The organism is Pseudoxanthomonas sp. SGNA-20, from assembly GCF_003931635.1.
GTDB lineage: Bacteria > Pseudomonadota > Gammaproteobacteria > Xanthomonadales > Xanthomonadaceae > Pseudoxanthomonas.
This window is the reverse complement of record NZ_RRYK01000011.1, coordinates 30,019-52,313: the sequence shown is the minus strand read 5'-3', so window position 1 is coordinate 52,313 and position 22,295 is coordinate 30,019. Positions and strand designations below refer to the sequence as shown.

General features: G+C 71.7%; 17 protein-coding genes. 12 read left to right on the top strand and 5 right to left on the bottom strand.

The features are described 5' to 3' along the window. Positions 1-3: 3 nt before the first annotated feature. Together EIM48_RS14410 and EIM48_RS14405 are read right to left on the bottom strand one after the other, a co-directional pair. Positions 4-1,113: a polysaccharide biosynthesis/export family protein gene (locus EIM48_RS14410; RefSeq protein WP_125111964.1), complete on the bottom strand. Its 1,110-nt coding sequence runs from the start codon at positions 1,111-1,113 to the stop codon at positions 4-6. A gap of 105 nt (positions 1,114-1,218) precedes the next feature. Further along, a complete protein-coding gene (locus tag EIM48_RS14405; RefSeq protein WP_125111963.1) occupies positions 1,219-1,575 on the bottom strand; it encodes a hypothetical protein in 357 nt (118 codons plus the stop codon). Between the two features lie 206 nt (positions 1,576-1,781). Between EIM48_RS14405 and EIM48_RS14400 the strand changes: the two genes are divergently transcribed. The 7 genes from EIM48_RS14400 (at position 1,782) to EIM48_RS14370 (ending at position 14,552) form a co-directional block, all read left to right on the top strand. Then, complete coding sequence (locus EIM48_RS14400; RefSeq protein WP_019398118.1) at positions 1,782-2,222, top strand: low molecular weight protein-tyrosine-phosphatase; 441 nt, start codon at positions 1,782-1,784, stop codon at positions 2,220-2,222. Positions 2,223-2,270: 48 nt separating this feature from the next. Beyond that, a complete protein-coding gene (locus tag EIM48_RS14395; RefSeq protein ID WP_125111962.1) occupies positions 2,271-4,499 on the top strand; it encodes a polysaccharide biosynthesis tyrosine autokinase in 2,229 nt (742 codons plus the stop codon). Positions 4,500-4,549: 50 nt separating this feature from the next. Then, positions 4,550-5,455 carry a 4-hydroxybenzoate octaprenyltransferase gene (gene ubiA, locus EIM48_RS14390; protein WP_125111961.1) on the top strand — a complete coding sequence of 302 codons (906 nt, stop codon included), beginning with the start codon at positions 4,550-4,552 and terminating at the stop codon, positions 5,453-5,455. Between the two features lie 195 nt (positions 5,456-5,650). Further along, a complete protein-coding gene (locus EIM48_RS14385) occupies positions 5,651-9,079 on the top strand; it encodes a LamG-like jellyroll fold domain-containing protein (protein WP_233581709.1) in 3,429 nt (1,142 codons plus the stop codon). 4 nt (positions 9,080-9,083) lie between these two features. Continuing rightward, positions 9,084-10,391 carry a sugar MFS transporter gene (locus EIM48_RS14380; RefSeq protein ID WP_125111959.1) on the top strand — a complete coding sequence of 436 codons (1,308 nt, stop codon included), beginning with the start codon at positions 9,084-9,086 and terminating at the stop codon, positions 10,389-10,391. Between the two features lie 122 nt (positions 10,392-10,513). Then, positions 10,514-13,465 (top strand): TonB-dependent receptor, encoded by a 2,952-nt coding sequence (locus EIM48_RS14375; protein WP_028915755.1) that lies wholly within the window; start codon positions 10,514-10,516, stop codon positions 13,463-13,465. Between the two features lie 166 nt (positions 13,466-13,631). Beyond that, positions 13,632-14,552 carry a carbohydrate kinase gene (locus EIM48_RS14370; RefSeq protein ID WP_028915754.1) on the top strand — a complete coding sequence of 307 codons (921 nt, stop codon included), beginning with the start codon at positions 13,632-13,634 and terminating at the stop codon, positions 14,550-14,552. Positions 14,553-14,565: 13 nt separating this feature from the next. On the opposite strand, the gene EIM48_RS14365 is transcribed toward EIM48_RS14370, so the two are convergent. From EIM48_RS14365 to EIM48_RS14355, 3 genes are all read right to left on the bottom strand, one after another. Further along, positions 14,566-15,768, bottom strand: a complete 1,203-nt coding sequence (locus EIM48_RS14365) for an AGE family epimerase/isomerase (RefSeq protein ID WP_028915753.1) — start codon at positions 15,766-15,768, stop codon at positions 14,566-14,568. A 111-nt stretch (positions 15,769-15,879) separates the two neighbouring features. Continuing rightward, complete coding sequence (locus EIM48_RS14360) at positions 15,880-16,923, bottom strand: LacI family DNA-binding transcriptional regulator (RefSeq protein ID WP_028915752.1); 1,044 nt, start codon at positions 16,921-16,923, stop codon at positions 15,880-15,882. 76 nt (positions 16,924-16,999) lie between these two features. Continuing rightward, on the bottom strand, positions 17,000-17,734 hold the full coding sequence (locus EIM48_RS14355; protein ID WP_028915751.1) for a ComF family protein: 735 nt from the start codon (positions 17,732-17,734) through the stop codon (positions 17,000-17,002). Between the two features lie 77 nt (positions 17,735-17,811). On the opposite strand from EIM48_RS14355, the gene bioB reads away from it, so the two are divergent. From bioB to bioC, 5 genes are read left to right on the top strand one after another with little or no spacing between them, the layout of a single operon-like run. Then, on the top strand, positions 17,812-18,846 hold the full coding sequence (gene bioB, locus EIM48_RS14350) for a biotin synthase BioB (RefSeq protein ID WP_019398107.1): 1,035 nt from the start codon (positions 17,812-17,814) through the stop codon (positions 18,844-18,846). Positions 18,847-18,900: 54 nt separating this feature from the next. After that, a complete protein-coding gene (gene bioF / locus EIM48_RS14345) occupies positions 18,901-20,100 on the top strand; it encodes an 8-amino-7-oxononanoate synthase (protein ID WP_019398106.1) in 1,200 nt (399 codons plus the stop codon). A gap of 44 nt (positions 20,101-20,144) precedes the next feature. Next, the gene (locus EIM48_RS14340) at positions 20,145-20,471 is read left to right on the top strand and encodes a hypothetical protein (RefSeq protein ID WP_233581706.1); all 327 of its coding nucleotides are present in this window, start codon (positions 20,145-20,147) and stop codon (positions 20,469-20,471) included. Positions 20,472-20,508: 37 nt separating this feature from the next. Next, the gene (bioH, locus tag EIM48_RS14335; protein ID WP_125111957.1) at positions 20,509-21,273 is read left to right on the top strand and encodes a pimeloyl-ACP methyl ester esterase BioH; all 765 of its coding nucleotides are present in this window, start codon (positions 20,509-20,511) and stop codon (positions 21,271-21,273) included. Between the two features lie 13 nt (positions 21,274-21,286). Beyond that, a complete protein-coding gene (gene bioC / locus EIM48_RS14330) occupies positions 21,287-22,171 on the top strand; it encodes a malonyl-ACP O-methyltransferase BioC (RefSeq protein ID WP_125111956.1) in 885 nt (294 codons plus the stop codon). Positions 22,172-22,295: the final 124 nt, after the last annotated feature.

Below are 22,295 nucleotides of genomic sequence, written 5' to 3'. Positions count from 1 at the left end.
CCGTCAATTATTGGAGATGTCGTTGCTGGTGGCAGCGGCGTTCCGGATGATGCCGGTGAATGGCAGCAGCTGGTTCACGAAGCGGCTCCAGCGGGTGATGCCGGCGGCGCCCACGAACACCACGTCGCCGGGCAGCAGATCGAACTGGCTGGCCACCGCGAATGCGGCGGGGGACTTGGCCTCCAGCTGGTAGACCACCGATGGTTGCTGCTCGAGGGCATCGGGCTTGGCACCGCGGATCACGTAAACCGCATTGCCGTCCGCCGTCGCCTGCGCCAGGCCGCGCGCACGGCCCAGGGCCTGGCTGAGGCTGATGCTGCCGGTCTTGAAGTTCTGCGCGCCAGGCAGGTTGACCTCGCCCACCACGAAGACTTCCTTGGAATCCAGGAACGGGATGTAGATCTGGTCGTCCGCGCGCAGGTAAATCGGACGGCCACCCAGGCGGGTGACGTCCAGCGTATAGGTCACGCCGTCACGCGTGAGTTGCACGCCGGAAAGGTCTGCCTGCGTGGGGTTGTAGCCAGTGCTGCTGATCGCATCCTGGAGCGTTTGAGGTGCCACCGTCAGGGGCACTGCGCGCGATTGCTGGACGGCGCCGGTCACCCACACCCGCTGGCTCGCATAGGTCAAGATCGAGACATCGACTTGAGGTTCATGGATCACCCGGGCCAGTTGCCGCGCAACACGTTCACGCAGCTCAGGGGGGGTGCTGCCAGCCGCTTGAAGCTTCCCAATGTAGGGGTAGAAAACCGTGCCATCACTTTGGACAACTCGGCCGGCCAAGGCGCCTTGCTGCTGTGAGCCGGCAGGGACGGTCAATTCCGGGTGTTCCCAAACCGTGATGTATAGCACATCCCCGACGCCGATCCGATAGGGTTCGGGCTGGTAGTTGAGTAGTTCCTGCGGAACGTGCTCTGCGGCACGCCCTGCCTGCTCCTGTGCGATCAGGCGCGGGGTAATGGCGACCAGATCCAGCTGGTCATTACCGGAAGTTCGGATCTGGCCGGGGCCCGGCTTGGTGCGTGCCAGGTGCTGGCCGGGGGCCCAGACACAGCCGGAAAAGAAAAACGCCGCCATCAGCGCAAGCGCGCCGGACCGGTAGGCTCGATTCATGTCGCTTCCATTCGAGTTCACGGGGGAGGGGGCCCCGTACACAAAAAAGCCCGCCGGACATCGAAGGCCGGCGGGCCTTGTGCTCAAGACATCCAGGGCGGGCTATCAGCCGCCGGTGCCACCCGTGCCGCCGGTACCACCCGTGCCGCCAGTGCCACCGGTACCGCCGGTGCCACCCGTGCCCGGATCAGGACCCGGGCCCGGGCCCGGGCCCGGGCCGGGACCCGGCTGGGCACGGTTGTCGTTATCGTCATTGATCACCGACAGCACGCCGATGGCCAGCGCGGTGCCAGCCGCAGTCCAGGCAATCGCTTCGCCATCGACGCCGCCACCAGCAGCGGTGTCGCTGCCCGCCGCATCGCCGCTCTCTTCCTGCTGGGCGCTACCGGAATCCTGCGCAAACGCGTACGGCTGCGCGACCAGACCCAGTGCGATGGCCAGACCGATCAGTTTGGTCTTCATGGGGGAAACTCCGTTTCAAGATGGACGGGCTACTTCACAGGCCAGACCATAAGCGTGCCCAGGGGGGCTTGTCAATCAGTGGTTTATGCACGAAACCTTCACGCTGTCGCGCTGCAGCATCGGGTTGCATCGGGTAAGCTTGCGCGCGGCCGGGACGTACTGCGCTCCGGAACCATTGGAACCAGTCAGCGCGGGGACCGGCGTTAGTGTTCAGAAAGATCCTGTTCGTCTGTGTGGGCAACATCTGCCGCAGTCCCACGGCGGAGCTGCTGATGCGCCACCGGCTGCAGGGGCGCCCGGGCGTGGAAGTGTCGTCCGCGGGCCTGCAGGCCCTGGTCGGGCGGCCGGTCGATCCGGAAGCGGCCGCCCTGCTGCGCGAGGCGGGCATCGACCCCGACGGGCACCAGGCGCGGCAGGCGACGCCCTCCATCCTGGCCGCAGCGGACCTGGTCCTGGTCATGGAGCACGCCCACCAGACCAGGATTGCGCGCGAAGTGCCCCAGGTCAGCGGCAAGACCTTCCTCCTCGGCAAGTGGCGGGGGCAGCGCGAGATCCCCGACCCGTACCGCCAGCATCGCGAAGCCTTCGAGCACGTGTACCAACTGATTGATGATTGCGTCGACAGCTGGCTCCCCTACATCAAGTGATGTTGCCGGCGTCACGTTCCCCCGGTCTTACAACTCTGGAAGAGAACTATGGGCAAGGAAAAGGCAGCGGTAACGCCCGCCACTGAAGACGAGATCGACCTGCGGGAACTGGTCGGCGTACTGATTGACCGCAAGTGGTGGATCATCGCTACCACGGCAATCTTTTTCGTGCTGAGCGTGGCCTACGTACTGTTGACCGCGCCGGTATACCGCGCCCAGGCAATGGTGCAGGTCGAATCCAAGATGCCTAGCATCCCGGGCCTGTCCGATCTGACGTCGTTGGCCGGCGGTGGCAGCGTTGCCGCCACTACTGAGGTGGCCCTGCTCCGCTCCCGCACCGTCGTTGGCTCTGCAGTGGATCAGCTGCGCCTGGACATTCGCGTGCAGCCACAGAGGTTTCCTCTGATTGGCGGCGCGATGGCGCGCCGGTTCAGCCCCGTGGAGGCTGGCGAGGTTGCCGAACCTTTCCTGGGCTTTGATAGCTATGGCTGGGGAGGGGAGGCGCTCGAGTTCCAGCGCCTGGAGGTCCCTGCGGCTCTTGTCGGCAGCGAGCTGACCCTTGAGGTGCTCGACGAACAAGGCGCTTACGTATTGCGTGACCAGGATGGCAACGAACTGGTGAGTGGCAGGGCGGGGGAACCCGCGGAGCGTGGCTCCGTCGTGGCTGAGGTCTCGACGCTGCATGCCAACCCGGGCATGAAGTTCAAGGTCGTCAAGGCGCGTCGCCTGGACGTTGTGGCCGCCTTGCAGCAGGCCATTAGTGTGTCGGAGCAGGGCAAGGAGTCGGGCATTCTTCTGGTCGCCTATGAAGATACCGACCCGGCGCGCGCCGAAGCCGTAGTGCAGAAGGTCGTAGAGGCCTACGTGCGCCAGAACGTCGAGCGCAGTTCGGCCGAGGCCGCTGCCCAGCTGCAGTTCGTCAAGGACCAGCTGCCGACCGTGCGCAAGCAGGTGGAGGAAGCGCAGGAGGCCATGGCCCGTTACCAGTCCTCGGCCAACTCCGTGGACATCACCATGCAGACCAAGGGCCTGTTGGATCAGGAGGTCGCGGTAGAAACCGCCATCCAGCAGCTGCGCCTGAAGCAGGCGGAGATGGACCGCAGCTTTACCCGCGACCATCCCGCCTACCGCGCGCTTATGAGCCAGATCGGCGAGCTGGAGGCGCGCAAGGCCAGCTTCCGCCGCCAGGTCAGCGAACTGCCGGATACCCAGCAGGAACTGCTGCGCCTGACCCGCGACCTGCAGGTCAGCAACGAGCTCTACACCGCCCTGCTGAACCAGGCCCAGCAGCTGGATGTGGCGCGCGCGGGCACGGTGGGCAATGTGCGCATCGTCGATCCGGCCGTGGCTGACACCTCCAACCCGGTCAAGCCGCGCAAGGCGCTTGTGGTGCTGGTGGCGACGATGCTGGGCGCATTCCTTGCCATCGCCTTCGTGTTCGTCCAGCGCATGCTCAACCCGGGCATCGAAGACCCGGCCGTGATCGAGGAGCTGGGCCTGCCGGTCTATGCGGCCATCCCGCTGAGCAACTCCAAGGCGCTGCCGACGGCCAAGCGCGACCGCCTGGGTGTGCACCATATCCGCGCCGACGGCCGCCAGCACCTGCTGGCCGTCGACGAGCCTGCGGACCTGGCGGTGGAGGCATTGCGCAGTCTGCGCACCAGCCTGCACTTCGCCATGCTGGAGGCCAAGAACAACATCCTCACCATCTCCGGTCCGCGTCCGGGCGTGGGCAAGACCTTCGTCTCCTCCAACCTCGCCGCGGTGATCGCCCAGGCCGGGCAGCGGGTGCTGGTGGTCGATGCCGACATGCGCAAGGGCACCTTGCACAAGCTGCTGGGCATCAGCCACAAGAACGGCCTGTCCGACGTGCTGGTCGGCAAGCTGGACCTGGACGCGGCCATCCACGCGGTGCCGGACCTGCCGAACATGCACTACATCGTGCGCGGCGACATCCCGCCAAACCCGTCCGAACTGCTGATGCACCCGCGCTTCAAGCAGATCGTCGAGACGCTGGCGCCGCGCTACGACCTGGTGATCATCGATACCCCGCCGATCCTGGCGGTGACCGATGCGGCCATCGTCGGCGCCCACGCCGGTTCGACCCTGCTGGTGACCCGCTTTGGCCTCAACCAGGCCAAGGAGATCCTGCTCACGCTCAAGCGCTTCGAGCAGAACGGCGTGCAGGTCAAGGGCACGATCTTCAACGCGGTGGAGAAGCGCGCCACCGGCTACTACAGCTACGGCTACTACGAGTACAAGGCGGCCGACGCCTGATGTAGCGGAAGCAGGCCGGCACCCGTTGCCGGCCTGCTAACCTTTGCGCCATGGGTTACGAACGTTACGAGCGGGCCACCGCGCCGCGCCCCGGCTGGCGCGAACGCCTGGGGCAGTACTGGAAGCTGGTCCGCGGCGACCGCCCGATCGGCGTGCTCCTGCTGCTGTGGCCGACCTGGTGGGCGCTGTGGCTGGCCGCCGGCGGCGTGCCGGGTCCCTGGACCCTGTTCGTGTTCACCGCCGGCGTGTGGCTGACCCGCTCGGCCGGCTGCGTGATCAACGACTACGCCGACCGCTGGCTCGATCCCAGGGTCGAGCGCACCCGCGACCGCCCCCTGGCCACCGGCGCCGTCTCCGGCCGCGAGGCGCTGGCGGTGTTCGCGGCACTGATGCTGGTGGCCTTCGCCCTGGTGCTGACGCTCAACCTGCTGACCATCCTGCTCAGCTTCGTCGGCCTGTTCCTGGCGGCCACCTATCCCTACCTGAAGCGCTACACCTACCTGCCGCAGGTCTACCTGGGCATGGCCTTCGGCTGGGGCATCCCGATGGCCTTCGCCGCGGTGCAGGGCGAGGTGCCGGCACTGGGCTGGCTGCTGTACTGCGCCAACATCCTCTGGTCCACCGCCTACGACACCTGGTACGCGATGGTCGATCGCGAGGACGACATCCGCGCCGGGTCGAAGTCGACCGCCATCCTGTTCGGCGACCTGGACCTGGTCGCGCAGGGCGTGCTCTACGCCTTGGCCTTCCTTGCCCTCGCGCTCGCGGGGCGGCAGGCACAGCTGGGCATGGCCTACTGGGCCGGCCTGGGCGTGGCCGCGCTGCTGGTGGCGTGGGAGTTCTGGATCGCGCGCCGGCGCGAGCGCGGGCCCTGCTTCCGCGCCTTCCTGCACAACAACTGGGTCGGCGCGGCGGTATTCGCTGGCATCGCCGCGCACTACCTGATGGCCGGCTGAGCCGGCCGGCCCGCCGCGCCACCCCGGATCCCTGCCCTCCCCTCGCCGTGTTGCGGCGCAAGATGAAACCGCGGGCGGCATTGGGTAACGTTACCTGAGGCCGGAAGAGGCGGGGGCGATTGCGCCGCCGCGGAGACGCCACGGGCTGGGGAGGATCGGATGTTGGATCGCGTGTTGCGCAACGCGTGCGGGTGGCTGCTGGCTGCCGCGCTGTTCGCGCCGTGCCCCTCGGGCGCCACCGAAGGGCCGTGGAACGTGGAGGCGCTGTCCGGGGGCACCGGCCTGGAGAAGCCGCTGGCGGAGGCCTCGGCCCTGCGCGCGGCGGCGGACTGGACCGTGCATGGCTGGGTCCGCGCGGACGAGGTGCCCGCCGGGCGCATGCTGCTGGCCGGCCACGGCGATCCGCAGGGCGCGGGGCGGTTCTTCCAGAGCGACGGCGGTGCGCTCGGGTTCTGGTTCGGCGACGGGCGCAGCGTGGAATCGCAGGCGCGGCTGCAGCCCGGGCGCTGGCACTTCGTCGCCGCGGTCGCCCAGGGCGGCCGCCTGGCCCTGTACCTGGACGGGCGCCGCGTCGCCGGGGGCGACGCACCGGCGGCAGCGGTCGCGCCGAAGCTGGCGTTCGCCCCGCACCTGCAGCCCTGGCCGCAGGCGCCGCACTTCGCCGGGCGCATCGCCGGCTTCACCTGGGAGCCGCGTGCGCTCGATGCGCGGGCCCTGGCCGAGGCCGGCCGGCAGCCGCCCGACGACGGCCTGACCCGCTACGAGCAGGCCTCGCCGGCGTGGCCGGTGCAGACGCGGCAGCAGGCCGGGCAGGTGACGCCCCAGCCGCCGGCGACGCTGCCGCGCAGCCGCGCCGGGTTCGACGCGCCGCGGGCCACGCCGCCGGCCGCCGGCGCGGCGCTGCAGCCGCTGGATGCGCACACCTGGACGGTCGCGCGCTGGCGCCTGGCGTCCGCGCGCGACGTCGGCCCGGCCGGCGGCGCCGCACTCTCGCGCCCCGGCGCCGCGGCCGGCGGGCCCTGGCACGAGGCCACCGTGCCGGGAACGGTGCTGGGCACGCTGGTGGACCGCGGGGTGTACCCGGACCCGGACCACGGCCTCAACAACATGGCCATCCCCGAGGACCTCAACCGTCAGGACTGGTGGTACCGCAGCGAGTTCGACGCGCCGGCCGCGCTCGCCGGCCGGCAGCTGCGCCTGGATTTCAACGGCATCAACTACGCCGCCGAGGTCTGGCTCAACGGCCAGCGCCTGGGCCACACCCGCGGCGCCTTCGCGCGCGGCCGCTTCGACGTCACCGGGCGCCTGCTGCCCGGGCGCCGCAACGTGCTGGCGGTGCGGGTCTCGCCGCCGCCGCACCCGGGCGTGCCGCACGAGCAGTCGCTGGCCGGCGGCGTGGGCGAGAACGGCGGCATGCAGGTGCTCGACGGCCCCACCTTCGTCGCCAGCGAGGGCTGGGACTGGATCCCCGCCGTGCGCGACCGCAACACCGGGCTGTGGCAGGACGTGCGCCTGCATGCCGGCGGCGCGGTCGCCATCGGCGACGCCTGGGTGGCCAGCACCGTGGCCGCCGACCACCGTACCGCCGAGCTGGCCATCGAGGTTCCGCTGGCGAACGACACCGCGGCCGCGGTCGAGGGCGAGCTGTCCGTCGCGTTCGACGGCGTGGACCTGCGCAGCGCGGTGGTCGTGCCGCCGGGCGGCACCACCGTGAAGCTCGATGTCGCCCGCTTCCCGCAGCTGCGCGTGCAGCAGCCGCGGTTGTGGTGGCCCAACGGCTACGGCGCGCCGGAGCTGTACACCCTGCACCTGGCCTTCCGCACCGGCGGCGCCGAGTCCGACCGCAAGGCCGTGCGCTTCGGCATCCGCGAGGTGAGCTACGAACTGTCGCTGTTCGACGTCGAAGGCCGCCTGCGCCGGGTGGAGTACAGCCCGGCGCGCGAACCGGGCCGGCGCGTGGTCGACGTGCGCCACGAAGCCATCCGCAAGGCGCCCGGCGGCTGGGCGCAGTCGCTGCTGCCCGGCGCGGAGGCCTCGCCGGCGCTGCGACCGTTGCACGACACGCGCCTGGCGCCGCACCTGGCCCTGCGCGTCAACGGCGTGCGCATCGCGGTCAAGGGCGGCAACTGGGGCACCGACGACTGGCGCAAGCGCAGCTCGCGCGAGCGGCTGGAGCCCTACTTCCGCCTGCAGCGCGACGCGCACATGAACGTGATCCGCAACTGGGTCGGGCAGAGCACCAATCCGTCCCTGTACGAGCTGGCCGACGAGTACGGCATGCTGGTGTTCAACGACTTCTGGGCCTCCACCCAGAACTACAACCAGGAGCCGGCCGACGAGGCGCTGTTCCTGGCCAACGCGGCCGACGTGGTCCGCCGCTACCGCAGCCACCCGTCGATCGTGCTGTGGTTCGGGCGCAACGAGGGCGTGCCGCCGCCACTGCTCAACGAGGGCCTGGACGAGCTGGTCGCGCGCCTGGACGGCACCCGCCTGTACATGGGCAGCTCCAACGAGGTCAACCTGCAGGGCAGCGGCCCGTACAACTACCGCGAGCCGGAGGAGTACTTCACCCGGCTGGCGCAGGGGTTCTCGGTGGAGGTCGGCACGCCCTCGTTCGCCACCCTGGAGGCGTTCCGGGCGATGGTGCCCGAGGCCGACCGCTGGCCGATCAGCGACGCCTGGGCCTACCACGACTGGCACCAGGCCGGTAACGGCGATACCGCCAGCTTCATGCGCGCGCTGGAGCGCAAGCTGGGCCAGGCCACCGGGCTGGAGGACTTCGAACGCAAGGCGCAACTGCTCAACTACGAGACCCACCGCGCCATCTTCGAAGGCTTCAACGCGCACCTGTGGGAGAAAAACAGCGGCCGGCTGCTGTGGATGAGCCACCCGGCCTGGCCCAGCCTGATGTGGCAGATCTACAGCCACGACTACGACACCCACGCGGCCTACTACGGCGCCCGGAAGGCCGCCGCGCCGCTGCACCTGCAGATGAACCTGCCGGGCCGCGACCTGGCCGTGGTCAACAACACCGCCGCCGCCCGCACCGGCCTGCGCGCCCACGTGTCCGCCTGGGCGCTGGACGGGCGCGCGCTGGGCCGTGGGGAAGCGGCGGTGGATGCCGCGCCGGTGGCGGTCACGCCGGTACGCACCGCGCTGGACCTGGGCGCGATCGTGGCCCGCGAGCGCGTGGCCATCGTCGCCCTGGAGCTGCGCGACGCGACCGGCACGGTGCTGGACGACAACGTCTACTGGACCGCCGCCACGCCGGAGGACCTGCGCGCGCTGGAAGGGCTGCCCCGGGTGGCGCTGCAGGCGCAGGTGGCCGCGGCCGGGCCCGGGCGGCTGGAGGTGAATCTGCGCAACCCGGCGCCGGTGGCGGTGCTCAACGCCAAGCTGACCCTGGTCGACGCACGCGGGGAACGCATCCTGCCGGCGTACTACAGCGACAACTACCTGCACCTGCCGCCGGGGCAGTCGCGCACCGTCGCCATCGAGGTGCCGCGCGGCACGATGCCCGACGGCGCGCGGGTCACCCTGCGCGGCTGGAACGTCGAGCCGGCCACGGCCGAACCCGCCGCCGTGCCCGCCCGGGCCGCCGCCACCCCGTCCGCAGAGGAGTAGACCGATGCATTTCGCTGGCCAGCAGGAACCCGGAGCGCCAGGCTCCGCCACCGCCTCGACCCGGCTGCTGCCGCTGGTCATCGCCCTGTTCTTCGCCTGGGGCTTCTGCACCGTCCTGGTGGACGTGCTGATCCCCAAGCTCAAGGCCACCTTCTCCCTCGGCTACGCCGAGGCGATGCTGACCCAGTTCTGCTTCTTCCTGGCCTATTTCATCGTTTCCATCCCCGCCGGCCTGCTGGTCAGCCGCATCGGCTACCTGCGCGGCATCGTGCTGGGCCTGCTGGTGATGGCCGGCGGCTGCCTGATGTTCTCCCCGGCCGCGTCCATGGGCTGGTACCCGGCGTTCCTGGCCGCGCTGTTCGTGCTGGCCGGCGGCATCACCATCGTGCAGGTGGCCGCCAACCCCCTGGCAGCCGGCCTGGGCGACCCGGCGCGCGCGCACAGCCGCCTCACCCTGGCGCAGGCGTTCAACTCCGTGGGCACCATGCTCGGCCCGCTGTTCGGCTCGGCCATGATCCTGGCCGCGGGCGTGAGCGAGCCGGCGCCGGGCATGGATGCGGCCGCGCTGGCCGCCTTCCGCGTGGAGCAGGCCGGCCACGTGCGCGTGCCGTACATGATCATTGCCGCGGTGCTGGTGCTGCTGGCGGCACTGTGCTGGTGGGTGCGGCGCGCCCCGGTGCCGGCGGTGCGGCCGGTGAACCAGGGCGACTACCTGCGCCTGCTGGCCATCCCGCGGCTGAGCCTGGGCGCGCTGTCCATCTTCCTCTACGTCGGTGCCGAGGTCGCCATCGGCAGCGCGCTGGTGAACTACCTGATCATGGCCGGGGCCACCGATTCCGAGCACGCCGCCGGCAACCTGATCTCGGTGTACTGGGGCCTGGCGATGGTCGGGCGCTTCGTCGGCTCGTGGGTGCTGCGCTTCGTGGCGCCGGGCCTGGTGCTGGCCGCGTGCGCGGTGGGCGCCGGCACGCTGGCGGTGCTGGCCGCCACCACCCTGGAAGGCACCGTCGCGGCCGTGGCGATCCTGTCCATCGGCCTGTTCAACTCGGTGATGTTCCCGACCATCTTCACCCTGTCCATCGACGGCCTCGGCGAGGACACCGCCGGCGGCTCGGGGATCCTGTGCCTGGCCATCGTCGGCGGCGCGGTGGTGCCGCTGCTGATGGGCCTGGCCGCCGACCGCATCGGCCTGGCCCTCGCGCTGCTGGTGCCGGCGGCCTGCTACGGCTGGATCGCCTGCTACGGACTGCTGGTGAAGTGGGGCCTCATCGGCGCTTCGCGCGCCACGGCCACCGCCGTGCCCGGCGCATGACCTGAGCGGTGCCGCGCGCGCCCCGGCGCCGGCCGGGGCGGTCGCAGCCGCCGCGCATAGCGGAGATATCGTTACCTCAACTGCGGCCCGGCCGCACATGCAAACCACCCTGGGAGGGGCACATGAAGCAGTCGCACCATCGTAGGAAGCCGCTGGCGACGTCGATCGCCGTCACCCTGTTCGGCCTGGCCGGGACCATGCCGGCGCTGGCGCAGGACGCCGCCCCGCCGCCGCCGCAGGAGGGCGCGGTCGAGCTGGACCGCATCGTCGTGCGCGGCGTGCGCGGCGCGCAGGCCACCGCCATCAACACCAAGCGCGACGCGCTCCAGATCGTGGATTCGATCTCGGCCGAGGACATCGGCAGGCTGCCGGACATCACCATCACCGACTCGCTGCAGCGCGTGACCGGCGTGCAGATCCGCCGTTCGGCCGGCGAGGGCGCGCAGGTCAACATCCGCGGCATGCCCCAGGTGCAGACCACGATGAACGGCGAGCTGTACCTGGGCGCCGGCGGCGGCGACCAGTTCGGCCAGCCCAACCTGGGCACCGCGCAGGCCGATTTCGTGGACGTGCCGCCGACCCTGTTCGACGGCGTGGACGTGATCAAGTCGCAGACCGCGGCCGACCTGGAAGGGGGCATCAGCGGCACCATCTCGCTGCGCACGCGGCGCCCGTTCGACCTGCCCGAGGGCGTGACCGCCAGCGGCCAGGCCGAGGCCTCGTACGGCGACGCGGTCGAGGAGGTCAACGCGCTCTACTCGGGCCTGTTCAGCTACCGCAACGACCGCTGGGGCGCGCTGCTGTCGGTGTCCTACTCCGACGCCACGCTGGAGAACAAGCGCCCGAGCGTGTGGAGCAACGGTGCGCAGAAGTCCAGCGAGGCCAACGTCGGCTTCGACTTCAACGGCGACGGGGTGGTGGGCGGCAACACCGACCCGGCCAACGAACCGCGCGAGTACTTCTACAACTGGGTCGCCACCGAGCTGGAGACGCGCCGCACCGAGCGCGAGCGCACCGGCGTGAACGGCTCGTTCCAGTTCAACGCCACCGACGCGCTGACCCTGATCGGCGACGTGGCCTACACCCGCCTGGAGGACTTCAACGCCTCGGTCGCCGCGCAGCTGCACACCGGCTGGGCCACCGACCAGCTGCAGCCGGGCTCGATCGTCGACGGGAACGGCGTGGTCGAGTACGGCCTGTTCCACTACAACCGCTTCCAGGCCCACAGCGTCGGCGCGCCGAGCACGTCCGAGGCGCTGAACACCAACCTGGAGCTGCGCTACGACAACGGCGGCCCGTTCCGCGGCACCCTGCGCTGGGTGCACGGCAAGTCCGAGCGCACCTACGACGAGGCGCGCGCCGACGCGGTGGTCACCCGCGGCAGCCAGATCACCCGCGCCGACGGCACCACCCAGTGGGCGAACGCCAACGGCCTGGAGTCCGTGGACGCGGCGATCGACTTCCGCGGCCGGTTCCCGCAGCTGACCATGCTCACCGACGTGTCCAACCCGGACAACTGGCAGCTGATGTCCACCTGGGCACAGGGCAACAGGATCGACGCGACGCTGGACGCGCTGCGCGCCGACGGCGTTTTCGAGTTCGACGACGGCGCGGTGCGCTCGTTCCAGTTCGGCCTGCGCTACGGCGAGCGCGACTACGAGTACGCCGCCTACCGCTACCTGTCGCCGGTCTCGCCGGGCCCGTGCGCCAACCCGGACCGCGCGCTGTACTACTTCAAGGACCCGCTGATCACCGACGCCTGCACCGGCTACTCCGAGGCCCGCGTGCTGCCGTTCAACGCCATCGACGGCTACTGGGCGCGCTTTTCCGACTTCGGACCCGTGCGCATCGAGGGCATCGGCCAGGGCCTGCCGGCGGTGGACCCGGAGGCGATGCGCGACCCGGTCGCGTACCTGGACAGCCTGTACCCGGGCAACGTGGCCTACATGCACGCGCCGGACTCGTTCAAGGTGGCCGAGAAGACCCTGTCGGGCTACTTCATGGCCAACCTGGAGGGCACCACGGGCGGCAACGGCATCCCGTGGCATGCCAACGTCGGCGTGCGCGTGCTGCAGACCCGCACCGACATCGACCAGTACCAGGTCGACGGCGGCGATTTCATCGGCAGCCACGACTGGAACGGCGTCAACCCGGCCAGCGACGTGAACCGCATCGCCAAGAGCCGCACCGACGTGCTGCCGGCGCTCAACCTCACCTTCGACCTGTCCGACGAGCAGAAGCTGCGCTTCGGCTACAACAAGGCCATCGCGCGGCAGAGCCTGCCGGACCTGGGCCGCGGCCTGGTGGTGTTCTACGCCGCCAACGGCACCCCGCCGCGCAACCCGGCCCTGCCGCCGGACGCGCAGCTGTTCCTCAACGGCCGCGCCGGCAACCCGGACCTGGAGCCCTACGAGGCCGACTACTTCAACACCTCCTGGGAGTGGTACTTCGCCGACGCCTCGCTGCTGAACGTGGGCGTGTTCCTGATCGACGTGGAGAACTCGCCGGCGGGCGTCACCCGGATCGAGCTGCTGCCGGACGCCGACGGCGTGGTCCGCGAGGGCGGCCCGGTGCAGCGCGTGGTCAACGGCGGCAGCGGCACCATCAAGGGCTTCGAGGTGGGCTACCAGCAGGCGTTCGACTTCCTGCCCGGCTGGTGGAGCGGCCTGGGCGTGAACCTCAACTACACCTACTCCGACGCCACCGCCGGCGGCGGCGAGGACATCGAGGGCAACGTGCTGCCGGTGGCCGACAACTCCCGCCACCAATACAACGCCATCCTCTGGTACCAGAAGGACCGGTTCCAGGCCCGCCTGGCCTACAACTGGCGCAGCAAGCGCTACAGCGCGCTGGACACGGCGGCCTGGGGCGACGCGCTGGCGCTGTGGAACGAAGCGGTGGGCTACCTGGACGCCTCGGTCAGCTTCGACATCACCCCGGCCTGGAGCGTGTACCTGCAGGGCACCAACCTGACCAACGAGAGCGAGCGCCGCTACGCGCAGTGGAGCAACCACTTCTACGACGCCAACGTGTTCGAGCGTCGCTACTACGCCGGCGTGCGCTTCCGCTTCTGACCGGCCACCGCCGCCCGGCCCGCCCTCCCTCCCCTCCGGGGCGGGCGGGGCGGCGGCATCGCGCGGCCGCTGCCGTATGCTGCGCCGCGGCCGGCACCTGCCGCGTTCGGCCGCGCCTTCGCCCGGCGCGGCCACCTTCTTTCCTCCGTCCGCCAGCGAGGCCCGCATGACTTCCATCGCTCCCCTGCCCCGGCTCGTGGTCTTCGGCGAGGCGCTGACCGACTTCGTGCGCACGGGCGAGGCGAGCTGGCGCAGCGTGGCCGGCGGCGCCTGCTGGAACGTGGCGCGGGTGGCCGCCACCCTGGGCCTGCCGACCGGCTGGGGCGGGGCGGTGAGCGAGGACTTCCTCGGCCGCGAGATCGTGGACAAGTCGCGCGAGGCGGGCTTGGACCTGCGCTTCCTGCAGGTGGTGGCGCGGCCGCCGCTGGTGGCGATGGTCCACGAGCTGTCCCCGCCACGGTACTTCTTCCTCGGCGAGGGCGCGGCCGACCTGGCCTTCGACGCGGCGCGCCTGCCCGCCGGTTGGGAAGCGGCCTGCGAGTTCGCCCATTTCGGCTGCATCAGCCTGGTGCGTCAGCCGCTGGGCGCGCAGCTGGTGGCGCTCGCGCAGCGTCTGCACGCGGCCGGCGTGCCGCTGAGCTTCGATCCCAACTGCCGCAACCTGATGGGCGCGGACTATCCGCCGCTGTTCGAGCGCATGGCCGCGCTGGCGCGGGTGGTCAAGCTCTCGGACGAGGACCTGCGGCATGTCTACCCGTCGCTGCCCGCGGACCAGGCCCTGGCGCGCGTGCGCGGGCTGGCGCCGCAGGCGGTGCTGCTGTACACCCGCGGCGGCGAGGGCATGAGCGTGCACCCGCCCGGCGGTGCGGGCTTCGAGCAGCCCGCCTTCGCCGTGCCGGTGGCCGACACCGTCGGCGCGGGCGATGCCTGCGTGGGCGGGTTCCTGGCCAGCCTGCTGGCGCGCCCGGACGCCGGCCTGGCCGGGCACGCGCGCTTCGCCGCGGCCACCGCCGCGGTGGCCTGCACCCGCGCCGGCGCCTATGCGCCGACGCGGGCGGAGGTGGAGGCGCTGCTGGCCTCGGCGTGACCGCGCCGGTCGCCTAGGCGAGGACCCGCAACACTTCGTAGCAGGCGCCCATGGTGTGGTAGTCGGTCTTGCCGGCCGGGCTCTTCTCGTCGTCGTACTTGCGGTTGTCGCGGGTGAGGATGCGGTACCAGGCGCCGTGCCGGTGGTCCACGAAGTGGGCCCAGCTGTAGCGCCACAGGCGGTCGTACCAGTCCCAGTAGCCGGCCTCGCCGGTGCGCTCGCCCAGCAGCGCCGCGGCGGCCAGCGATTCGGCCTGCACCCAGAAGTACTTGTCGTCGTCGTAGAAGCGGCCTTCCGGGTCGTTGCCGTAGACCAGGCCGCCGTGCGCGGCGTCCCAGGCCATGGCCACCGCGCGGTCGAACAGCGCGCGTGCGCGCGGCAGGCGCCAGTCGGCCGGCGCGTGGCGGTCCAGGATCAGCAGCAGCTTGGCCCATTCGGCCTGGTGCCCGGGCTGGAAGCCCCAGGGGCGGAAGATGTTGCTGCGGTCGCCGCGGTTGTATTCCCAGTCCACGCTCCAGTCGGGCCGGTAGTGTTCCCAGACCAGGCCCCCGGCCAGCGTGGCCTGGCGCAGGGTCATGTTGTGCGCCAGCAGCGCGGCCCGCTCCAGGTAGCGGCGCTCGCCGGTGGCCTCGAACGCCGCCAGGAAGGCCTCGCATGCGTGCATGTTGGCGTTCTGGCCGCGGTAGGGCGACAGCCGCCAGTCGGCGGTGGCCTCGTCGGCGTACAGGCCGTGCTGCGGTTCCCAGAAGCGCTGTTCCATCAGCGTCCAGGTTTCGTCCAGCCACCCGCGCGCCTCGCCGATGCCGGCCTCCAGCGCCTTGGCGTAGGCCAGCACCACGAAGGCCAGGCCGTAGCAGTGGTTGGTGGCGTCCACCGCCTGGCCGTCGCGCAGCAGCCAGGCGTAGCCGCCGGTGCGCGGGTCGCGGTGCGCCTCGCGCAGGAAGGCCACGCCGTGCGCGACCGCGTCGCGGTAGGCGGGATCGCCGAAGGCCTGCCACGCCATCGCGTAGTTGAAGACGAAGCGCGTGCTGCTGACCAGGTGGCGGGTGCGGCGGTCGTAGACGGCGCCGTCGTCGCGGAAGAAGTGGAAGAAGCCGCCGTCCGGGTCGATGCAGCGCGGATGGTAGAAGGCCATGGTGTGGCGGACGTGGTCCAGCAGGAACGCCCGCGAGCGGAAATCGGGCGTGGGGCCGTGGCCTGCCTGCGCTGCCGTCATGCGTGGCTCTCGTGTCTTGGATGGAGAGGGCCGCCTCGCCGGAAAGCCTTGCGCGACGGGCGTGGTAAGGTTACCTCATCGCCCGCCCCGGCGCATGGTGCGGCGCCGCAATCAGCCGGGCGCGGCCGAGGACTGGCGTCTGACCAGCGCGTACTTCATCACCTGGTGCGCCGCTTCGCGGCTGCGGCCGGCGCGGCGGTCGCGGATGCGCTCCAGCAGCGCGGACACCGCGGCCTTGCCCATCGCGGTCACCGGCTGGCGGATGGTGGTCAGTTCCGGCCACAGCGTGGTGGCCACGGGCGTGTCGTCGAAGCCGACCACGCTCAGCTCGCCGGGGATGCGCAGGCCCATGCCGTGGGCCACGGCCATCGCGCCGGCGGCCATGTCGTCGTTGCTGCAGAAGATCGCGGTCGGGCGCTGCGGCAGGTCCAGCAGCTGGCGCGCCGCCGACAGCCCGGAGCGGTAGGTGAACAGCCCCGGCGCCACGTAGGCGTCGGGCACGGCGATGCCGGCCTCGGCCATGGTGTCGCGGAAGGCCTGCAGGCGCAGCTGCGCCGGGGTGTGCTTGGGGTCGCCCTGGATGAAGCCGATGCGGGTGTGGCCCAGGTCGAGCAGGTAGCGGGTCATCGCCCGCGCGCCCTGGTAGTCGTCGATGCGCACCGAGGGCACGTCCTGCATCGGCGCGGCGGTGGCCACGGCCACCACCGGGATCCCGCGCTCGTCGAGCTCGCACACGGTCTGCGGCGAGTCGCACAGCGGCGGCGGCAGGATGACGCCGTCAACGCCCGCCTCCAGCAGGCGCTGGGTCGCCGCGCGCTGGCTCTGCATGCCGGCGCATTTCTCCACCAGCACCTGCACGCCGCTGAGGCTGCTCTGCTCGAGGATGCCGAGCATCAGTTCGTTGAGGTAGGCGGCGCTGGGGTTGCTGTACAGCACGCCCACGCGCGCCGAGCCGGTGGTGCGCAGCGAGCGCCCGGCCAGGTTGGGGCGGTAGTCGAGTTCGCGCACCGCCGCCTGCACCCGTTCCCGCAGTTCCACCGCCACGCGGGTGCTGCCGTTGATCACGCGCGAGGCGGTCATGGGCGAGACGCCGGCGTGCTTGGCCACATCGAGGATGGTCACCGCGCCGGGGGTCTTACGTTTGCGCTGGGGCATTCTGGATCCGGATGGGACGCGCGGGCGGCCCGCGCCGGGCCGTTAGCGTAACCGCTCGCGCGCGTGCCGGCGCGCGCTAGGGCGTGCGCGCGCAGACCCAGGCGTCGACCCGGGCCACGCCGGCGCGGCGCAGCGCGCGGGCGGCCGCGTGCAGGGTCGCGCCGGTGGTCATCACGTCGTCCACCAGGACCACGTGCGCGGGCAGGGGCGGGCGGCCGTGCACGGCGAACGCGTCGCGCAGGTTGCGCCGCCGCGCCATCGCGCCCAGCTCGGACTGCGCCGCGGTGCGCCGGTGCCGCTGCAGCAGCCCGGCCGCCAGCGGCACCCCGGTGGCCCGCGCCAGCGGCCGCGCCAGTTCCAGCGCCTGGTCGTAGCCGCGCTGGCGCAGGCGGCTGCGGTGCAGCGGCACCGGCACCAGCGCCTGCGGGCGCTCGACGCCGTCCAGGGTCTCGGCCAGCAGGCCGGCCAGCAGGCGTCCGGCGGCCAGGTCGCCATGGAACTTGTAGCGCGCCAGCAGGCCATCCACCGGCGGGGCGTAGACGAAGGCGGCGTGGGCGAAGTGCAGCAGCGGTTCGCGCCGCAGGCAGCGGCCGCAGGTGCCGGGCACCGCCAGCGGGATCGCGCAGCGCGGGCAGGCGCAGTGGTTGCGCGGCAGCCACCAGTGGCAGGCCGCGCACATGTCGCGGCCGTCGTCGCCGGGCTCGCCGCACAGCAGGCAGCGCGGGGGCAGGAGGGTGGTGCCGATCCGGGCCGGCAGTCCGCGCAGCCATTGCCGCCAGTTCGCGGCGACCTTGTAAACCAGTGCGTCCATGTCAAGGTTGACAGCTTCCGGAGGTATTTCCAGACTGCCCGCCTCTTCTTGCCCCCGCAGTCAGGAAACTCCCTCCCATGGCCTCGGAAATCCGCCACGACTGGCGCCGCGACGAACTGCTCGCCCTGTTCGACCTGCCGCTGCCGGAACTGCTGTACCGCGCCGCCCGCGTGCACCGCGAGCACTTCGACCCCGCCGAGGTCCAGGTCTCGACCCTGTTGTCGGTCAAGACCGGCGGCTGCCCGGAGGACTGCGCCTATTGCCCGCAGGCCCAGCGCTACCACACCGGGGTGCAGGCCACGAAGCTGATGGACACCGAACAGGTGCTGGAGAAGGCACGCCAGGCCAAGGCCGCCGGCGCCTCGCGCTTCTGCATGGGCGCGGCCTGGCGCAGCCCCAGGGACCGCGACATCCCCAAGGTGGCGGCGATGATCGCCGGGGTGAAGGCCCTGGGCCTGGAAACCTGCGCCACCCTGGGCATGCTCTCGCCGGACCAGGCGCGCGCGCTGCGCGAGGCCGGCCTGGACTACTACAACCACAACCTCGACACCGCGCCGGAGTTCTACGGCGACATCATCCACACCCGCGAATACCAGGACCGCCTGGACACCCTGGCCCACGTGCGCGAGGCCGGGCTGAAGACCTGCTGCGGCGGCATCGTCGGCATGGGCGAGAGCCGCGAGCAGCGCGCCGGCCTGCTGCAGGCCCTGGCCAACCTGCCGGCGCATCCGGACTCGGTGCCGATCAACCGCCTGGTGCGGGTGCCCGGCACGCCGCTGGCGGAAACCGCCGAGCTGGACCCGTTCGAGTTCGTGCGCACCATCGCCGTGGCCCGGATCGCGATGCCGCGCTCGATGGTGCGGCTGTCGGCCGGGCGCGAGTCCATGTCCGACGAACTGCAGGCGCTGTGTTTCATGGCCGGGGCCAACTCGATCTTCTACGGCGAGCAGCTGCTGACCACCCCCAATCCGGCCACCGGGCGCGACCAGGCCCTGTTCGCGCGTCTCGGACTACGTGCGATGCCCCTCGTCGTATGTGATGATCATCACGGAACGGGCACGGTTGCAGGCGCTACCGTGCATGCGCAGATCATCGAGCCGGCATCCGCCTGAGCTGGGATGCGGCTCCCGCAGGTAGGGCTTACGCCCAGGGAAGTGCAGGGAATCATGGGCCGCATCGACATCCGCGAACGCATCCAGTCCGACCACCGCCTCCGCGCCGCGCAGGGCCGGCTGCGCCAGCGGCGCACCATCACCCGCCGCGACGGCGTGCGCCTGGAGGTCGACGGGCAGTGGCTGACCGGCTTCTGCGGCAACGACTACCTGGGCCTGGCCGCGCAGTTCGAGGTCGGCGCCGCGCTGCAGGACGCCGCCGCGCGCGAAGGCGTGGGCGCCACCGCCTCGCACCTGGTGTGCGGCCACCACGCGCTGCACCAGCAGCTGGAGCGCGAGGTCGCCGAATGGCTGGGCGTGCCGCGCGCGCTGCTGTTCGGCAGCGGCTTCGCCGCCAACCTGGCGGTGCAGCAGGCGCTGCTGGAGGACGGCGACGTCTGCGTGCAGGACCGCCTCAACCACGCCAGCCTGATCGACGCCACCCGCCTGGCCGGCGCGCGCCTGCGCCGCTACCCGCACCTGGACGCCGAAGGCGCGATGCGCCAGCTGCGCGGCACCGGCGAGGGTGCGGCGATGCTGGCCACCGACGGCGTCTTCAGCATGGATGGCGACGTGGCCCCGCTGCGCTCGCTGGCGCTGGTGGCGCGCACCGGCGAGGCCCTGCTGTACGTGGACGATGCCCACGGCGCTGGTGTGCTCGGCCCGCAGGGCCGCGGCAGCGTGGCCGAGGCCGGGCTGGGCGTGGCCGACGTGCCGCTGCAGCTGGTCACCCTGGGCAAGGCCCTGGGCGGCTACGGCGCGGTGGTGGCCGGCGACGCCGACCTGATCGAACACCTGGCCGGCACCGCGCGCCCGTACCTGTACACCACCGCGCTGCCGCCGGCCCTGGCCGCCGCTTCGCTGGCAGCGCTGAAGCTGGCCCGCCGCGACGACTGGCGCCGCGAGCGCCTGCGCGAGCTGGTGGGCCTGTTCCGCGAGGGCGCCAGCCGCTTCGGCCTGGAACTGATGCCCTCGAACACGCCGATCCAGCCGATCGTGTGCGGCAGCGAGGCCAGCGCGCTGGCCATGTCCGCGGCGATCGAGCGGGCCGGCTTCCTGGTCACCGCGATCCGGCCGCCCACCGTCCCCGAGGGCAGTTCGCGCCTGCGCGTGACCCTCTCGGCCCTGCACACCCCGCAGCAGGTGCAGGCGCTGCTGGCTGCGATCGCCGATGCGCGCGAGCGCGTCGACAACGGACGCGAAGCCGTGGCGTGAGTACCACCGCGCCAACGCCGGAACGCCGGCAGGTGTGGGAAGCGATGTCCGAGTTGTACCTCGACACGGACGTCGACGCCGAAGTGCTGACCCGCGTCGCCGGGGTGCTGGCGCAATCGCCGTACTCGCTGGACGAGCTGCAGAAGATCCTGCGCAACGAGGTCCACCCGGTGCTGGTGCCCAACCTGTGCAGCGTGGCGCCGGTGTGGGACGGCTTCGACCCGGAATGGCTGGCCACGGAGATCGGCGCCCACCTGCGGCGGCCGTGGCCGGTGCGCTGGTGGCGCGCGCGGGTGATGCGCAGCCACGCCATCATCCTCTGGCACCGCCTGATCCGGCGCATCGCCTCGGCCCGGCGCCGCCACCATTGAGCGGCGTACGTCGCCCGCCATGGGCGACAATGCACGCATGCACATCGAAACCCTCGGCAGCGGACCGGACCTGGTCCTGATCCATGGCTGGGCGCTGCACGGCGGCGTGTTCGCGCCGCTGGCCGAACGCCTTGCCCCGCGCTTCCGCCTGCACCTGGTCGACCTGCCCGGGCATGGCCACAGCCGCGACTCGCAGGTGCCGCTGCAGCCGGCCGCGGTCGCCAGCGAGATCGCCTCGCGCGTGCCGCCGGCGCTGTGGCTGGGCTGGTCGCTGGGCGGCCTGTTCGCGCTGCGCGCCGCCGCCTCGCTGCCCACCGTGCGCGGCCTGGTGATGGTCGCGGCCACGCCGCGCTTCGTGCGCGCACCGGACTGGCCGCACGCGGTGGAGCCGGCGGTGTTCGAACAGTTCGCGCGCGACCTGGAGCAGGACTACGACGGCACCCTCGAGCGCTTCATCGCCCTGGACACGCTCGGCTCCGAGCATGGCCGCGCCGAGCTGAAGTCGCTGCGCACCCTGCTGCACGCGCGCGGGCGCCCGCAGCCGGAAGCGCTGCACGCCGGCCTGCAGCTGCTGGAATCCACCGACCTGCGCCGCAGCCTGCCCTCGCTGGCGGTGCCCAGCCTGTGGCTGGCCGGGCGCCGCGACCGCCTGGTCAACCCGCGCGGCATGGCCGCCGCCGCCGGGCGCGCGCCGGGATCGCGCTTCGTGGAACTGCCCGGCGCCGGGCACGCACCGTTCCTCGGGCATGTCGATGCGGTCGCAGCGGAGCTGCTGGCTTTCGCCGACAATACCGGGCCCTGAGCCGCCCTCCGCCATGGATCCCGTATTCGACCCCCGCCAGGTGCGCCGCGCCTTTTCCCGCGCCGCCGCCGGCTACGACGATGCCGCCGCCCTGCAGGCGGAAGTGCGCACGCGCCTGCTCGAGTCGCTGGTCTACCTCGACGACAAGGTGCCGCAGGTGGTGCTGGACCTCGGCAGCGGCACTGGCCATGCCGCCGCGGCCATGCGCAAGCGCTGGCCGAAGGCGCAGGTGGTCGCCGTGGACCTGGCCCTGCCGATGCTGCGCCAGGCGCGCCGCCAGGCCGGCTGGTGGAGGCCGTTCGCGCGCGTGTGCGCCGATGCGCGCGCGCTGCCGCTGGCGGACAACAGCGTGGACGTGATCTTCTCCAACCTCTGCCTGCAGTGGGTGGAGGACCTGCCGGCGGTGTTCGCCGGCTTCCGCCGCGTGCTCAGGCCCGGAGGCCTGCTGCTGTGCTCCAGCTTCGGCCCGGAAACCCTGGTCGAACTGCGCGAGGCGTTCTCCGTGGCCGACGAGGCGCCGCACGTGAGCCCGTTCGTCTCGATCGCCGGCTTTGGCGACGCCCTGGTGCAGGCCGGTTTCCGCGACCCGGTGCTGGACCGCGACCTGTTCACCCTGACCTACACCGGCCTGCCGGCGCTGATGCGCGAACTGCGCGCGATCGGTGCGACCAATGCGCTGGCCAGCCGCCGCCGCAGCCTGACCGGCCGTGCCCGCTTCGCCGCCGCCGAAGCCGCCTACGAACCGCTGCGCGACGCCGACGGGCGCCTGCCCAGCACCTGGGAAGTGATCTACGCCCAGGCCTGGGCCCCGGACCCCGGCGCCCCGATCCGCCACGGCGGCCACGAGATCGCCGCCGTCCCCGTCTCCTCCATCCCCATCCGCCGCCGCAATCCCTGAGGCGCGTGGCGCGCCTCCCCCACCGGGGAGGCGCCGGGGAGAAGGTCGGCACGCCTGCGCGACCAGCACTCCGCCGTGCGCAAAGCCCCGGATGCGCTTCGCTTATCCGGGCTACGCGCGATTA

Coding starts and splice junctions, on each gene's coding strand:
- EIM48_RS14410 (WP_125111964.1), bottom strand. CDS start 1,113: ATGAATCGAGCCTACCGGTCCGGCGCGCTTGCGCTGATGGCGGCGTTT.
- EIM48_RS14405 (WP_125111963.1), bottom strand. CDS start 1,575: ATGAAGACCAAACTGATCGGTCTGGCCATCGCACTGGGTCTGGTCGCG.
- EIM48_RS14395 (WP_125111962.1), top strand. CDS start 2,271: ATGGGCAAGGAAAAGGCAGCGGTAACGCCCGCCACTGAAGACGAGATC.
- ubiA (WP_125111961.1), top strand. CDS start 4,550: ATGGGTTACGAACGTTACGAGCGGGCCACCGCGCCGCGCCCCGGCTGG.
- EIM48_RS14380 (WP_125111959.1), top strand. CDS start 9,084: ATGCATTTCGCTGGCCAGCAGGAACCCGGAGCGCCAGGCTCCGCCACC.
- EIM48_RS14375 (WP_028915755.1), top strand. CDS start 10,514: ATGAAGCAGTCGCACCATCGTAGGAAGCCGCTGGCGACGTCGATCGCC.
- EIM48_RS14370 (WP_028915754.1), top strand. CDS start 13,632: ATGACTTCCATCGCTCCCCTGCCCCGGCTCGTGGTCTTCGGCGAGGCG.
- EIM48_RS14365 (WP_028915753.1), bottom strand. CDS start 15,768: ATGACGGCAGCGCAGGCAGGCCACGGCCCCACGCCCGATTTCCGCTCG.
- EIM48_RS14360 (WP_028915752.1), bottom strand. CDS start 16,923: ATGCCCCAGCGCAAACGTAAGACCCCCGGCGCGGTGACCATCCTCGAT.
- EIM48_RS14355 (WP_028915751.1), bottom strand. CDS start 17,734: ATGGACGCACTGGTTTACAAGGTCGCCGCGAACTGGCGGCAATGGCTG.
- bioB (WP_019398107.1), top strand. CDS start 17,812: ATGGCCTCGGAAATCCGCCACGACTGGCGCCGCGACGAACTGCTCGCC.
- bioF (WP_019398106.1), top strand. CDS start 18,901: ATGGGCCGCATCGACATCCGCGAACGCATCCAGTCCGACCACCGCCTC.
- EIM48_RS14340 (WP_233581706.1), top strand. CDS start 20,145: ATGTCCGAGTTGTACCTCGACACGGACGTCGACGCCGAAGTGCTGACC.
- bioH (WP_125111957.1), top strand. CDS start 20,509: ATGCACATCGAAACCCTCGGCAGCGGACCGGACCTGGTCCTGATCCAT.
- bioC (WP_125111956.1), top strand. CDS start 21,287: ATGGATCCCGTATTCGACCCCCGCCAGGTGCGCCGCGCCTTTTCCCGC.